The organism is Pseudomonas sp. Y5-11, from assembly GCF_022368695.1.
Taxonomy (GTDB): Bacteria; Pseudomonadota; Gammaproteobacteria; order Pseudomonadales; family Pseudomonadaceae; genus Aquipseudomonas; species Aquipseudomonas parakoreensis.
In genome coordinates this window covers 2,558,109-2,572,464 of record NZ_CP058974.1, presented here as the reverse complement: position 1 = coordinate 2,572,464, position 14,356 = coordinate 2,558,109, and the positions used below count along the sequence as shown (strand labels likewise).

At 61.5% G+C, this 14,356-nt stretch carries 16 protein-coding genes; 12 read left to right on the top strand and 4 right to left on the bottom strand.

Annotated elements, in window-relative coordinates; all coding sequences use genetic code 11:
* The first annotated feature begins 70 nt into the window (after positions 1–70).
* The 6 genes from HXW87_RS11540 (at position 71) to HXW87_RS11515 (ending at position 4,523) form a co-directional block, all read left to right on the top strand.
* Positions 71–667 carry a septation protein A gene (locus HXW87_RS11540; protein WP_027613975.1) on the top strand — a complete coding sequence of 199 codons (597 nt, stop codon included), beginning with the start codon at positions 71–73 and terminating at the stop codon, positions 665–667.
* 1 nt (position 668) lies between these two features.
* On the top strand, positions 669–968 hold the full coding sequence (locus tag HXW87_RS11535) for a YciI family protein (RefSeq protein ID WP_047292455.1): 300 nt from the start codon (positions 669–671) through the stop codon (positions 966–968).
* A 284-nt stretch (positions 969–1,252) separates the two neighbouring features.
* Positions 1,253–1,663: a translation initiation factor 2 gene (locus HXW87_RS11530; protein WP_047292453.1), complete on the top strand. Its 411-nt coding sequence runs from the start codon at positions 1,253–1,255 to the stop codon at positions 1,661–1,663.
* 7 nt (positions 1,664–1,670) lie between these two features.
* A complete protein-coding gene (locus HXW87_RS11525) occupies positions 1,671–2,348 on the top strand; it encodes a response regulator transcription factor (RefSeq protein ID WP_041073070.1) in 678 nt (225 codons plus the stop codon).
* Between the two features lie 215 nt (positions 2,349–2,563).
* The gene (locus tag HXW87_RS11520) at positions 2,564–3,013 is read left to right on the top strand and encodes a Spy/CpxP family protein refolding chaperone (protein WP_041073072.1); all 450 of its coding nucleotides are present in this window, start codon (positions 2,564–2,566) and stop codon (positions 3,011–3,013) included.
* A gap of 169 nt (positions 3,014–3,182) precedes the next feature.
* Positions 3,183–4,523: a HAMP domain-containing sensor histidine kinase gene (locus HXW87_RS11515; protein WP_239778940.1), complete on the top strand. Its 1,341-nt coding sequence runs from the start codon at positions 3,183–3,185 to the stop codon at positions 4,521–4,523.
* A gap of 104 nt (positions 4,524–4,627) precedes the next feature.
* On the opposite strand, the gene HXW87_RS11510 is transcribed toward HXW87_RS11515, so the two are convergent.
* The gene (locus HXW87_RS11510; protein WP_239778939.1) at positions 4,628–5,194 is read right to left on the bottom strand and encodes a nitroreductase family protein; all 567 of its coding nucleotides are present in this window, start codon (positions 5,192–5,194) and stop codon (positions 4,628–4,630) included.
* A 121-nt stretch (positions 5,195–5,315) separates the two neighbouring features.
* Here HXW87_RS11510 and HXW87_RS11505 point away from each other — a divergent pair, with 121 nt between their 5' ends.
* Positions 5,316–6,770, top strand: a complete 1,455-nt coding sequence (locus HXW87_RS11505; protein ID WP_239778938.1) for a TrkH family potassium uptake protein — start codon at positions 5,316–5,318, stop codon at positions 6,768–6,770.
* Here HXW87_RS11505 and HXW87_RS11500 read toward each other — a convergent pair.
* A complete protein-coding gene (locus tag HXW87_RS11500; RefSeq protein WP_217325479.1) occupies positions 6,727–7,782 on the bottom strand; it encodes an AraC family transcriptional regulator in 1,056 nt (351 codons plus the stop codon). The genes HXW87_RS11505 and HXW87_RS11500 overlap by 44 nt on opposite strands.
* A 164-nt stretch (positions 7,783–7,946) precedes the next feature.
* On the opposite strand from HXW87_RS11500, the gene HXW87_RS11495 reads away from it, so the two are divergent.
* Both HXW87_RS11495 and HXW87_RS11490 read left to right on the top strand, forming a co-directional pair.
* Positions 7,947–8,258, top strand: coding sequence for a DUF962 domain-containing protein (locus HXW87_RS11495; protein WP_047292440.1), 312 nt, complete (start codon positions 7,947–7,949; stop codon positions 8,256–8,258).
* Positions 8,259–8,284: 26 nt separating this feature from the next.
* Positions 8,285–8,875, top strand: coding sequence for an HD domain-containing protein (locus HXW87_RS11490; protein WP_239778937.1), 591 nt, complete (start codon positions 8,285–8,287; stop codon positions 8,873–8,875).
* Between the two features lie 122 nt (positions 8,876–8,997).
* Here HXW87_RS11490 and HXW87_RS11485 read toward each other — a convergent pair whose 3' ends face one another.
* Complete coding sequence (locus HXW87_RS11485; protein ID WP_047292436.1) at positions 8,998–9,813, bottom strand: UDP-2,3-diacylglucosamine diphosphatase; 816 nt, start codon at positions 9,811–9,813, stop codon at positions 8,998–9,000.
* 136 nt (positions 9,814–9,949) lie between these two features.
* Here HXW87_RS11485 and HXW87_RS11480 point away from each other — a divergent pair, with 136 nt between their 5' ends.
* Both HXW87_RS11480 and HXW87_RS11475 read left to right on the top strand, forming a co-directional pair.
* Positions 9,950–10,714, top strand: coding sequence for an AraC family transcriptional regulator (locus HXW87_RS11480; protein WP_239778936.1), 765 nt, complete (start codon positions 9,950–9,952; stop codon positions 10,712–10,714).
* 175 nt (positions 10,715–10,889) lie between these two features.
* Positions 10,890–11,783 carry a DMT family transporter gene (locus HXW87_RS11475; RefSeq protein WP_239778935.1) on the top strand — a complete coding sequence of 298 codons (894 nt, stop codon included), beginning with the start codon at positions 10,890–10,892 and terminating at the stop codon, positions 11,781–11,783.
* On the opposite strand, the gene HXW87_RS11470 is transcribed toward HXW87_RS11475, so the two are convergent.
* Positions 11,777–12,064, bottom strand: a complete 288-nt coding sequence (locus HXW87_RS11470; protein ID WP_239778934.1) for a SelT/SelW/SelH family protein — start codon at positions 12,062–12,064, stop codon at positions 11,777–11,779. The two genes, HXW87_RS11475 and HXW87_RS11470, sit on opposite strands and share 7 nt — an antisense overlap.
* A 71-nt stretch (positions 12,065–12,135) precedes the next feature.
* Between HXW87_RS11470 and HXW87_RS11465 the strand changes: the two genes are divergently transcribed.
* Complete coding sequence (locus tag HXW87_RS11465; RefSeq protein ID WP_239778933.1) at positions 12,136–14,337, top strand: patatin-like phospholipase family protein; 2,202 nt, start codon at positions 12,136–12,138, stop codon at positions 14,335–14,337.
* Positions 14,338–14,356 lie beyond the last annotated feature (19 nt).

The window sequence follows — 14,356 nt, the reverse complement described above, 5'->3', positions numbered from 1 at the left end:
AATCAGCTGGCGCTATCGCGCGCCCATATGTTTGTTATTATGCCGCCACATCCAGCTTCTGGCTCTCACTGTGAAACAATTCATCGATTTCATCCCGCTTCTGCTGTTTTTCATCGTTTACAAACTGGATCCACGGGTCGTCGACATCGCCGGCCATGAGGTGACTGTAGGCGGTATTTACAGCGCCACGGCGATGCTGATCATCAGCTCCCTCGTAGTCTACGGCGCGCTGTTCATCAAGCAGCGCAAGCTGGAAAAGAGCCAATGGCTGACCCTGATCGCCTGCCTGGTGTTCGGCAGCCTGACCCTGGCCTTCCACAGCGAGACTTTCCTCAAGTGGAAAGCCCCGGTGGTCAACTGGCTGTTTGCCCTGGCCTTCATCGGCAGCCACTTCATCGGTGACCGCCTGCTGATCAAACGCATCATGGGCCACGCGCTGACCCTGCCGGATCCGGTCTGGACCCGCCTGAACATCGCCTGGATCGCCTTTTTCCTGTTCTGCGGCGCTGCCAACCTGTTCGTGGCATTCACCTTCCAGAGCATCTGGGTCGACTTCAAGGTGTTCGGCAGCCTGGGCATGACCGTGCTGTTCCTGGTCGGTCAGGGCATCTACCTGTCCCGCCATCTGCACGACGCCGATACCACAACGCCAAAAACCGAGGACTGACATGCTCTACGCAATCATTGCCACCGACGTCGCCAACTCGCTCGAAGCCCGCCTCGCCGCGCGCCCGGCCCACCTCGAACGCCTGCAAGTGCTCAAGGGCGAAGGCCGCATCGTGCTGGCCGGCCCGCACCCGGCGATCGACAGCAATGATCCGGGCGCGGCGGGTTTCACCGGCAGCCTGATCGTCGCCGAATTCGACTCCCTGAGCGCCGCCCAGGCCTGGGCCGACGCCGATCCGTACATCGCTGCTGGCGTGTACGCCAATGTGATCGTCAAGCCGTTCAAGCAAGTCCTGCCGTAACCAAGGAATGTGGAGGGGCTCTGTGGCGAGGGGATTCATCCCCGATGGGTTGCGCAGCAACCCCAAAGCCATCCAATGCGGTGTGCCTGACACACCGCATGCTCCCATTTCAGGTCTGCTTCGCAGCCCATCGGGGATAAATCCCCTCACCACAAAAATCATCAACCGCAATATCTCCTCTACCCGGCACTGAACCTTCCCGCTTCTCACCGCTCTCAATCGCTCATTATTCTCGTTTGCCTGCCGACAACCTGCCCAATATCCATTTGCTAGCAGGAATCGCAATGCGCAAAGGTCCGTTGTGTCTGATGTGGGTCACGTTGACGATCATGGCGCCCGCCCATGGTGAAGAAACCACCGAAAGCGGCAGCTCCACGCCATTGTCATTAAGTGCCGGCAGCCAGATTACCGAGTTGCAGCAGCGCCTGAAGGCCAGCGAGCAGCAGCGGGAAGAATTGAGCAAACAACTGCAAAATGCCGACAACACCCGCGAAAGCGCCGTGCTCGCCAGGTTGCGCCAAGAGAATCAGCGCCTGAAGCTGCAACTCAAGGAAGCCCAGGCCAGTCCCTTGCCGCGTTTGCTGACCGAACAGCAGCAATGGTTCGTTACGGGCGCCGGGGTAGCGCTATTGGCGCTGCTGTGCGGTATCTTTGCCAGTGGAGCAAGCCGAAAACGTCGGCAATGGCTAAATTGAGTGAGTCATGAGCGAGCTGTTACTGATTGATGATGACCAGGAGTTGTGTGAACTCCTGAGTAGCTGGCTGAGCCAGGAAGGCTTTCTGGTGCGTGCCTGCCACGATGGCCAGAGCGCGCGCAAGGCGTTGGCCGAATCGGCCCCGGCGGCGGTGGTGCTGGACGTGATGCTGCCCGATGGCAGCGGTCTGGAACTGCTCAAGCAATTGCGCAGCGAGCACGCAGAGCTGCCGGTGCTGATGCTCTCGGCCCGGGGCGAACCGCTGGACCGTATTCTCGGTCTGGAGCTGGGGGCCGACGATTACCTGGCCAAGCCCTGCGATCCGCGTGAACTCACCGCGCGCCTGCGCGCCGTGCTGCGCCGCAGCCACCCGGCCGCCGTATCCACCCAACTCGAACTCGGCGACCTGAGCTTCAGCCCGGTGCGCGGCGTGGTCAGCATCGACGAAAAAGAACTGACACTTACCGTTTCCGAAAGCCGCCTGCTCGAAGCCCTGCTCAAGCAGCCCGGCGAACCGCTGGACAAACAGGAACTGGCGCAACTGGCCCTCGGTCGCAAGCTGACCCTGTACGACCGCAGCCTCGACATGCACGTGAGCAACCTGCGCAAGAAGATCGGCCCGCACCCCGACGGCCGCCCACGGATCGTCGCCCTGCGCAGCCGTGGTTACTACTACAGCCTCTGAAAACACCTCGCTCCCTGTAGGAGCTGCCGAAGGCTGCGATCTTTGCTTTTGAAGATCAAAAGATCGCAGCGTGCCGCAGCTCCTACAGGATATGTGTAAGGCTGGAAACGAAGCGTCTTTACCCAAGCTTTACGCAGCGCTGACCGCCGCTGACCTTGATCTCCGTAATCTGAACTCATCCGGAACGTACCGGGAACGAGACAAGGAGATACACCATGCGCAAGACTCTTATCGCTCTGATGTTCGCTGCTGCTCTGCCAACCGTCGCCATGGCCATGCCACAGGATGGTGGCCCGATGGGTGGCCCGCTCGACGGCCCACGCCACGGCGGTCAGATGCACGGCGAACACGGCAAAGGCCCGTACAGCCAACTCGACCTGACCCGCGAACAGCGCGATCAGATCCGCAAGATCATGGGCGAGCAGATGCACGAACGTCGCCAGGTGGTCGAGAAGTACCTGGAAAAACTCTCGCCGGCTGACCAGAAAGCCATGAAAGACGAGATGGCGGCCAACCACAAGAAAGCCGAAGCTGACGTACGCAACCTGCTCAAACCGGATCAACAGAAGAAATTCGACGAGATCCAGAAGAAACAGGCTGAACGCCGCGCCGAATGGGCCGAGTTCAAGGCGTGGAAAGCGCAACAGCCGCAAAAGGCGCAATAATGTTCTGATAACAGGCCCGACGGCTGATACCGTCGGGCCTGTTTACATTCGAAACGGTAGGAGCTGCCGAAGGCTGCGATCTTTTGACCTTGATCTTGAAAAACAAAATCAAAAGATCGCAGCCTTCGGCAGCTCCTACAGGGCTTACGCGTTTGATTGAGGATTTTCTGTGCGTTCATTGTTCTGGCGTATTCTCGCGAGCTTCTGGCTGGCCATCGCCCTGGTGGCAGGGCTGTCGATCCTGCTCGGGCACATGCTCAATCAGGACGCGTGGATCCTCAGCCGCCATCCGGGCCTCAACACGCTGGCCGCCGAATGGACGCAAACTTACGAAGCCCAGGGCGAAGACGCCGCGCAGGAAATCCTTCAACAGCGCAAACGCCAGTACCACATTGACGTCCAGGTGCTGAACGAAAGCGGCGACCCGGTGGTGCGTGGCACCTTCCCGCGTCGCGCCGCCGCCTTCGAAGCCAGACAGAACAACGATGACCGACGTCTGCCCTGGCGCCGCCTGACCGACGAATTCACCAGCGAAAAAACCGGCGACACTTACCTGTTCATCTTCCGCATCCCGCACCCGGAACTCGATGCGTGGCACCGTGAAAGCCTGCTCTGGCCGCTGAGTGCGCTGGGTATCGCGCTGGTGGTACTGACCCTGTTCAGCCTGCTGGTGACCTTCTCCATTACCCGCCCGCTCAGCCGTTTGCGCGGTGCGGTGCATGATCTGGGGCAGACCACCTATCAACAGAACAGCCTGGCGAAACTGGCCAACCGTCGCGACGAATTCGGCGTGCTGGCCAACGACTTCAACCGCATGGGGGCGCGCCTGCAAAGCCTGATCGGCAGTCAGCGCCAGTTGCTGCGCGACGTGTCCCACGAACTGCGTTCACCTCTGGCGCGACTGCGCATCGCGCTGGCGCTGGCGGAACGGGCCAATCCTGAAGAAAGGGAAAAACTCTGGCCACGCCTGACCCGCGAGTGCGATCGGCTGGAAGCGTTGATCAGCGAAATTCTGGTGCTGGCACGGGTAGATGCCGACAACGCCAGTGCCGAAGCGGTGGACCTGAACGCCCTGCTCGGCACCTTGCAGAAAGATGCCCAGCTCGGCTCACCCGAGCAGAGCGTGCGCCTGAACGCCGAGCCACAGCTGAGTCTGACCGGATGGCCGACCATGATCGAGCGCGCCGTCGACAACCTGTTGCGCAACGCCCAGCGCTTCAACCCGGTGGGCCAGGCGATCGAGATGCAGGCTACGCGTCAGGGCGAGCGGATTGTCGTGAGCGTGCGCGACCACGGGCCGGGCGTGCAGGCCGAACACCTGAGCCAGTTGGGCGAACCGTTTTACCGGGCGCCGGGGCAAACGGCGGCGGGACATGGCCTGGGCCTGGCAATTGCCAGGCGGGCGGCAGAGCGGCATGGCGGGAGTCTGACCTTGGCCAATCATCCCGAGGGCGGGTTTATTGCCAGTCTGGAATTGCCGCTGGTGCCAGGGGCTATCGTCCAACCTTAGACTTTCGATGAAAAAAAGATCGTCCGATCGCGGCCCGAGCCTGCGGCAGCTCCTACAGAGCCGAAACACCTGTAGGAGCTGCCGCAGGCTGCGATCTTTTGACTTTAAACCTTGCCCGGCCAGGCGCTGACGAACTCGGCCAGATCGACTTTCTCGGCAACGCGCGGCTCTTTCTGCGGCGTGCCGAGGTACAGGAAGGCAATCACCTGCTCGCCTTCAACCAGGCCCAGCCCCTTGGCCACATGCGCCGAATAGGCCAGATCACCGGTACGCCACACCGCACCAATCCCCTGCGCATAGGCCGCCAGCAGAATCCCGTGCGCCGCACACCCCGCCGCCAGCAACTGCTCGGCCTTCGGATACTTGACGTGTTCCTGCAGTTTCGCGATCACCACGACCACCAGCGGCGCCCGCAGCGGGCCGTTGCGCGCCTTGTCGATCATCGCTTCAGTGACTTCACCTTCCTGCATCTGCGCCGCTTCGGCCAGCAACTCGCCCATTTGCTCGCGCGCCGCGCCTTCGACTGTAAGAAAACGATACGGCTGCAAGTGGCCGTGATCCGGTGCGCGCAGGGCTGCGCCAAACAGGGCTTCGCGCTGCTCGGCAGTGGGGGCCGGTTCGACCAGGCGTGGAACGGAAACACGGTTGAGCAACGCGTCGAGAGCCTGCATCGGCCACCTCCTGAGAAAAATGTGCGGCTATTCTAGCTTCATCTGCCAACGGGATGCCGGTTTACATGCCCTGCCTCACGGGTAGAATGGCGCCCTTCCCACTTCAGCCCGAGCGGACTTCATGGCGTTGCCGACCTTACGGATCATTGGTTTCATCATCGGCATCTTCCTGATCACCCTGGCCGTCGCCATGGTCGTGCCCATGGCCACCCTGGTGATTTTCGAGCGCACCAGTGACCTGCCGTCGTTCCTCTGGGCGAGCATGATCACCTTCCTCGCCGGCCTTGCGCTGGTGATTCCCGGACGCCCGGAACACATCCATCTGCGCCCGCGTGACATGTACCTGTTGACGGTCAGCAGCTGGCTGGTGGTGTGCATTTTCGCCGCGCTGCCATTCCTGCTGACTCAGCACATCAGCTACACCGACTCGTTCTTTGAAAGCATGTCCGGCATCACCGCCACCGGCTCGACCGTGCTCAGCGGGCTGGACAGCATGTCGCCGGGAATCCTGATGTGGCGCTCGCTGCTGCACTGGCTCGGCGGTATCGGCTTCATCGGCATGGCGGTGGCGATTCTGCCGCTGCTGCGCATCGGTGGCATGCGCCTGTTCCAGACCGAATCGTCCGACCGTTCAGAAAAGGTCATGCCGCGCTCGCACATGGTGGCACGCCTGATTGTCGCGGCGTACGTCGGCATCACCATCCTCGGCAGCCTGGCGTTCTGGTGGGCCGGGATGAGCCCGTTCGATGCGATCAACCACGCGATGTCGGCGATCTCCACCGGCGGTTTCTCGACCTCCGACCAGTCATTGGCGAAGTGGACACAACCGGCGGTGCACTGGGTCGCGGTGGTGATCATGATTCTCGGCAGCCTGCCATTCACCCTCTATGTCGCGACCATGCGCGGCAATCGCAAGGCGTTGATCAAGGATCAGCAGGTGCAGGGCCTGATCGGCATGTTGCTGGTGACCTGGCTGGTGCTTGGCACCTGGTATTGGTGGACCACCAAGCTGCATTGGCTGGAGGCGCTGCGGCACGTGGCGCTGAACGTGACCTCGGTGGTCACCACCACCGGTTTCGCCCTCGGCGACTACAGCCTGTGGGGCAACTTCTCGCTGATGCTGTTTTTCTATCTGGGCTTTGTCGGCGGCTGCTCCGGTTCGACCGCGGGCGGGATCAAGATCTTCCGTTTCCAGGTCGCCTACATCCTGCTCAAGGCCAACCTTAACCAGTTGATTCACCCGCGCGCGGTGATCAAGCAGAAGTACAACGGTCACCGTCTCGACGAAGAAATCGTGCGTTCGATTCTGACTTTTTCGTTCTTCTTCGCCATCACCATTTGCGTGATCGCCCTGCTGCTGTCGCTGCTCGGCGTGGACTGGATGACTGCGCTGACCGGCGCTGCCAGCACCGTGTCCGGCGTCGGCCCGGGCCTGGGTGAGACCATCGGCCCGGCGGGCAACTTCGCCACCCTGCCGGATGCCGCGAAGTGGATCCTGTCGTTCGGCATGCTGCTCGGCCGACTGGAGATCATTACGGTGTTTGTGCTGTGTATTCCGGCCTTTTGGCGTCACTGACCGGCGCCTGCAACAGCCGCGCCCGGTAATCGCCGGGCGTGGTATCGAACCAGCGACGGAACGCGCGGAAGAAGTTGCTCGGATCGGCAAAACCCAGCAGATACGCAATCTCCAGCAGGGTCATGCTCGGCTGGGCCAGGTATTGCTCGGCGAGTTCGCGGCGGGTGTCGTCGAGCAACTGCTGAAAACTCGTGCCCTCCTCCTGCAACCGCCGCTGCAAGGTGCGCTGCGACAGATGCAGGGTCTGCGCCACCGTATCGCGCTTGGGTTCGCCCTGCGGCAACAAGCGACATAGCACCTGCCGAGCCTTGTGGGTCACGCGGCTTTCAGAGAATCGCGCCAGGTACTCCCCGGCAAACCGGTCGTGCAACAGCGCCATGGCTTCGTTGGCGGTGGGCAGTGGCGCCTCCATGTCGGCCCGTTCGAAAATCAACGCATCGTACGGCGCGTTGAACATCAGCGGCGCATGGAAGGCTTGCCTGTAAGGTTGCAGGTCTGCGGGCTCGTCGCCCTGAAACAGCACTTTGACCGGATGCAGCGTGCGCCCGGTCAACCAGCTGCACAGGCCCAACGCACAGGCCAGCGAGGCTTCGGCACTCTGTCGGGTCGGTGGCAGGTGATCGCCATGCACCGTCAGAATCAGCGCATAGCCTTCTTCGAGCAGGCGAAAACTCAGGTCGGCACTTTCGGCGATGATCCGCTGATAACGCACCAACCGTTGGAAGCCTTCGGCCAAGGTGTTGCTCGACATCAAGGCATAGCCGGCGACATGGAACGAGGCCGGACGCACCACTTTGCCCATGTTCAAGCCGATCGCCGGGTTGCCGGACAGCTCGACCGCCCGTTGCCAGAGCCGGGTCATGGAATCCTGCGGGAAACGCGCATCCGGATCATCCAGGGCCGCGTAATCGAGCCCCAGTTGCTTGAACAGCACCCGGCAATCCAGGCCGTCCATCTCCAATGCTTTGACAATCCCCATCGCCCAGCTTGCAGAAGTCGTTCGTTCGCTCATGGCGTCATTCTTTTACATGATGGATCACATGTTGCGACCCGATTTGCGAAGGATACTAAAGTGGCGCCCATTGTCACTGGCTGATACCAGTGTTCACTCTAGACTCAAATAGGCTACCCGCCGAACAACTTGCCGTCAGAACAATAACCACAGAGATCGCAGTCGTGGAAAACATCAAGCCATTCAATAGCTTCGCCGAGTTCTATCCGTATTACCTCAGCGAACACGCCAACAGTACCTGCCGCCGATTGCATTTTATCGGCACCACGCTGGTGATTTTCATTCTGGCCATGACCCTCGCCAAGGGCGCCTGGCTACTGTTACTGGCCCTGCCGCTGGCCGGTTACAGCTTTGCCTGGGTCGGGCACTTCTTCTTTGAGAAGAACCGTCCGGCGACTTTCCAGCATCCGCTGTACAGCCTGCTCGGCGATTTCGTCATGTACCGCGACATGATCCTCGGCCGCGTGGCGTTCTGAAACCCGACACACCTGGAGGCTTGCCGATGAACGCCAATGCCCGCTTCACCCACATGCAGGATGGTACGCCGGAAGACTGGGCGATCATCGCCGCAGACTTCAGCGCCTACGCCCGGCAATTGCCGTCGCGGATCGTCGCGCACCTGAAGTTGCTGGAAGGTGATTTCGGCGGCTTCCCGGTGGATCGCCTGACCCACTCGCTGCAAACCGCGACCCGCGCCTATCGCGATGGCCGTGACGAGGAGTACGTGGTCTGTGCGCTGCTGCATGACATCGGCGACACCCTCGGCTCCTACAATCACCCGGACATCGCGGCGGCGATTCTCAAACCGTTCGTCAGCGCCGAAAATCTGTGGATGGTCGAGAAGCACGGGATCTTTCAGGGTTACTACTTCTTCCATCACCTAGGCATGGATCGGCACCTGCGCGAGCAATTCGCCGCGCATCCGCAGTACCAGGCGACGGCGGAATTCTGCGCCAGATACGATGCGGCGGCGTTCGACCCTGACTATGACACGCTGCCGTTAAGCTTCTTTGAGCCAATGATGGAAAGGTTGTTTGCGCAACCGAAGCACTCGATCTACAAGGCCGCGATGGAAGAACACAGCCCGGCCTGAGAACACCACAATTCAAAATGTGGGAGCGAGCCTGCTCGCGAATGCGCAGTGTCAGGCAACACTGCTTTGCCTGATGTAACGCTTTCGCGAGCAGGCTCGCTCCCACACGGGATCTGTGTCGTTCAGGCGAGTTCGGCGACCTTGGCCGCCTTGAGCTGTGCCTCCCGCGCCTGGGCATCTGCCAGGCGATACAACTCGATCGTGCCATCCCAATGCTCGATCAACGCCGTGCACGACTCCACCCAGTCGCCGCAATTGAGGTAGTCCACCTCGCCGACCTTGCGGATCTCGGCGTGGTGAATATGCCCGCAGACCACGCCGTGCAATTCGCGTTTCACACATTCGTGGGCGATCGCTTCTTCGAAGTCGCTGATGAAGCTCACCGCCGTCTTCACCTTGTGTTTCAGGTACGCCGACAACGACCAGTAGCCGTAGCCATAACGGGCACGCCAGTGATTGAGCCAGCGGTTGAGGGTCAGGGTGAATTCGTAGGCCGAGTCGCCGAGAAAGGCCAGCCAGCGGTGATAGCGGGTGATCACGTCAAATTGATCGCCATGGATCACCAGCAAGTGCCGGCCATCCGCCGTGACGTGCACCGCCTCGTCGACCAACTGGATGTTGCCGAGGATCAGCTTCGAATAACGGCGCAGGAATTCGTCGTGGTTGCCGGTGACGTAGATCACCTCGGTGCCGCGCTTGCTCATGGTCAGCAGGCGGCGGATCACGTTGGTGTGCGCCTGTGGCCAGTACATGCCACCGCGCAGCTTCCAGCCGTCGATGATGTCTCCGACCAGGTAGATCTTGTCGGCGTGGTAGCCCTTGAGAAATTGCGACAAGTGCTCGGCCTGGCAGTCCCGTGTGCCCAGATGCACATCGGAAATCCACAAGGTGCGCACCCGTTGTTTACGGCTGGGTCTGGCGAGCTCGGCGCTGGTCATGGGCAACCCTCTGCGATGTTTTCGCCACTGTGCACGCGCCTAGTGAATCGACCATGACAGACAGGCGTCAGTCGTGTGACAGCGCGCAAGCCCGTTGCCCCGGTGTAGACTGGCGCTCACTTCGGAGACCTCTGCCATGCGCCCGATCCTGACTCTGCGCCAATACACCCACGACCTGATCGTCCACAGCCACGACCACGCGCAACTGGTGTTCGGTCTGTCCGGCGCGCTGGATTTCGAAGTCGAGGGTCAGGGCAGCCAGGTGCGTCAGCAGAGTTTCGTGGTCGTCCCCGGCGGCGCGCATCATGCCTGCGGCAGTCCCGATGGCAGCCGTTGTCTGGTACTGGACGTACCCGACGGGCCATGGCTGAACGATTCGCTGGGCGAGCACGCCGACGCCAGTCAGCGCTTGCTCGACCAGCCTGCGCGGTTGTCCCTTAATGCCGGGCAAAGCCAATTGGTCAATTGGCTGGCGAACAGCCCGGTCACGGATCCGCTGATCGCCCAGCAAGGCGCGGTGTTGCTGCTCGCCAGCCTGAATCACGCCAGACCTGCCGAACACTCGGCGCGGCGTCTGCCCTACGCGGCGCTGGATGCGCACATCGAACAATACGCCGCCTACCCGCTGCAAGTGGCCGATCTGGCGCAGATCGCCGGGTTGTCCAGCGCCCGACTGCACGCGCGGTTCATGGCGGAATGCGGGCAGACGCCGATGGACTACATTCGCCGCCGGCGGCTGCACAAGGCGGTTTGCCTGCTGCGCGAGACGGCGCTGCCCATCGGCGAAATCGCCTGCCGGGTCGGCTACAGTTCGCAAAGTGCGTTCGCGGCGGCGGTACTGCGGGAGTTTGGCGCGTCACCGGGCCAGTTGCGCCGCAATTCCTGCGACAAAAAACGCTAGTTCGCCGACAGACTTCCGAGTCGCAACACGTTTCAATGTCTGCCCATGCTCCCTGTTGGAGCTGCCGAAGGCTGCGATCTTTTGAATTTGACTTTGCAAGATCTTAAGCAAGATCAAAAGATCGCAGCCTGCGGCAGCTCCTGCATTTGAAACCGTGTTCAGATTAAGGATTGCAATGACTCCGCGTACCGCCCTCGGCGCCCTGCATATCGGCGCTCTGATGTTCGGCCTGACCGGTGTGTTCGGCAAACTCGCGGCCGCCTCACCGGCGGTTATCGTCTTCGGACGTGCGGCGTTTGCCGTGCTCGCCCTGGCCTTTTTCGCCCGCTTCGCCAGCCAGCATGGCTGGCAGAAACTGCAGGCGATCGACTGGCGCCGCCTGGCACTCAGCGGCGTGTTGCTGGCCGGGCACTGGGTGAGTTTTTTCATCTCGGTGAAAGTCGCCGGGGTGGCAATTGCGACCTTGGGCTTCGCGAGTTTCCCGGCGTTCACGGTGATTCTTGAAGGGCTGATTTTCCGCGAGCGCATCCGCGCCAATGAAGTCGTGCTGGTGGTGCTGGTCAGCGTCGGTCTGGTGCTGGTCACCCCGGCGTTCGATCTGGCCAGCGGCGCCACCACCGGCCTGCTCTGGGCGGTGCTGTCGGGCCTGCTGTTCGCCTTGCTGTCGCTGACCAACCGCGCCAGCTCCGGGCGTATCCCGGCGGTGCAGGCGGCGCTGTGTCAAAACGTGGTGGTGGCGCTGTGTCTGCTGCCGGTCGCGGCCCCGCAACTGAGCGAAGTACGCGCGATGGACTGGCTGTGGATCAGCCTGCTCGGGGTGTTCTGCACCGGCGTTGCGCACAGCCTGTTTGTCGCCAGCCTCGCGGTAATCAAGGCGCGCACCGCCGCCGTGGTGTTCGCCATGGAGCCGGTCTACGGCATCACCGTCGCCTGGCTGCTGTTCGATGAAAACCCGAGCGTGCGCATGCTGATTGGCGGCGCGCTGATCATCGTCGCCATCGTGGTCTCGGCGCGGATGTCAGGCAGCGCCGAAAAGAAAACCGTCGCGGCCGAAGCGGCGTCTCACTGAGTGCGGTCGTTGTGGCCGAGGTCGCGCTCAGGGTCGATCTGATCGCGGACCCGCTGCTTGAGCACCTTGGCCTCGGGAAAGCCGCCGTCGGCCTTGCGCTCCCAGATCAGCACATCGTCGCAGCTGATGTGAAATACCCCGCCAGTGCCGGGCACCAGAGACACCTTGCCGAGGTCGTCGCCGAAAGTGCTGAGCAGTTCCTGCGCCAGCCACGCGGCGCGCAGCAGCCACTGGCATTGGGTGCAATATGTGATGACGATTTCCGGTTTTGCAGCAGACATGTTCGCTGAAACTCCTGAGACAGGGGGCGCCGCTATAATAGCCGGCTTTATCGCTTGCCCCGAGACTCACCATGCGCCGTTTGCTGTTCTGCCTGTTGCTTGGCTTTCTGCCGTTCTTTATTGATGTCAGCGTGCATGCCACCGAAGCCCCCCGCCCGAAAGTCGGCCTGGTGCTGTCCGGTGGTGCTGCCCGTGGTCTGGCGCATATTGGCGTGCTCAAGGCCCTTGAGGAGCAAGGTATCAAGATCGATGCAATTGCCGGCACCAGCATGGGCGCGGTGGTCGGTGGCCTGTATGCCTCGGGCTACAAGATCGATGAGCTGGAAAAACTCGCGTTGAACATCGACTGGCAACAGGCGCTGTCCGACGCCCCGCCCCGGGAAGACGTGCCGTTTCGCCGCAAACAGGACGACCGCGACTTTCTGGTGAAACAGCAACTGAGTTTCCGCGATGACGGCAGCCTCGGCCTGCCGCTGGGGGTGATTCAGGGCCAGAACCTGGCGCTGATGCTGGAAAGCCTGCTGGCGCATACCAGCGACACCCGCGACTTCGACAAGCTGCCAATCCCGTTCCGCGCGGTCGCCACCGACATCGCCAACGGCGAAAAAGTGGTGTTTCGCAAAGGTCACTTGCCGCAGGTGATCCGCGCCAGCATGTCGATCCCGGCGGTGTTCGCCCCGGTCGAACTGGACGGCCGGCTGCTGGTGGACGGCGGCATGACCGATAACATCCCGCTCGACGTCGCGCGGGAAATGGGCGTCGACGTGGCAATCGTGGTCGACATCGGCACGCCACTGCGCAACCGCAAGCAACTCGCCACCGTGGTTGATGTGCTGAACCAGTCGATCACCCTGATGACCCGGCGCAATTCCGAAGAACAACTGGCCGCCCTCAAACCCGGCGATGTGCTGATCCAGCCAGCGCTGGCGGCGTTTGGCGTCACCGACTTCGGCAAGGCCCAGGAGATGATCGACGCCGGTTACCGCGCCACGCGGATTCTCGACGCCCGCCTCGCTCAGCTCAAACCCCACGAATCTCAAGACGCCGAACTCAATGCGGCCCGCGCCCCGGGCCAGCGCACGCCGATCATTACCGCGATCAAGGTCGAGAACAATTCGAAAGTCGGTGACGACGTGATCCGCTACTACATTCGCCAGCCCATCGGTGAACCATTGGATCTCGGTCGACTGCATTCGGACATGGGCACGCTGTACGGCCTCGATTACTTCGAACAGGTGCAGTACCGCGTGGTGCACAAGGGCCAGGATCACACGCTGGTGATCAGCGCCCGAGGCAAACGCAGCGGTACCGATTACCTGCGGGTCGGCCTTAACCTGTCGGACGACATGCGCGGCGCCAGCGCTTTCAACCTCGGCGCCAGCTATCGGATCAACGGCATCAACCGTCTCGGCGCGGAATGGCTGACCCGGGCGCAGATCGGCGACAAACAGGAGTTGTACACCGAGTTCTATCAACCGCTGGATGTCGGCTCGCGCTACTTCATCGCGCCCTCTCTGGTGTTCCAGGCGCAGAACGTCGACGCGGTGCTCGACAACGATCCGATCGCCCAATACCGGGTCGAACGCTACGGTATGGCCCTGAATGTCGGACGGCAGATCGGCAACAACGGCGAAGTGCGTTTCGGCGTCGGCGAAGCCTGGGGCAAGGCCGACGTGCGCATTGGAGATCAGGACCTGCCGAGCGAACACTTCAACGAAGGCTTCTATTCGCTGAAATATTCGTTCGACTCGCTGGACAACGTTTACTACCCCCACGACGGCAAAGACATCAGCCTGACCTTGCTGCAATTCGAACCAAGCCTGGGTTCGGACACCCGTTACCGCCAGTGGGAGTTCAAGCTGGACAAGGCCATGAGTCGCGGTCCGGATACGCTGATTCTCGGTGGACGCTATGGACGTACGCTGGATGACACCAACGTGGTGACCTCAAGCTTCCTGCTCGGCGGCGCACGGCAGTTGTCGGGTTTTCGCGAGGACTCGATCTCCGGGCAAAACGTCAGCCTGATGCGCGCGGTGTATTACCGCCGGTTGACCCCGCGTTCGTACCTGCCACTGGACTTCCCGTTGTATGCCGGCGCCTCGCTGGAACGCGGCCGGGCGTGGAACAACGACAACGAATTCGACAGTGGCTACATCAACGCCGCCAGTGTGTTCATCGGTTTCGATACGCCGTTGGGACCGTTGAATTTCACCTATGGCTTGAATGATGCGAATGAACAGGCGGTTTATCTGAATCTGGGGCAGACGTTCTGATCATTCAGGTGGATTGATG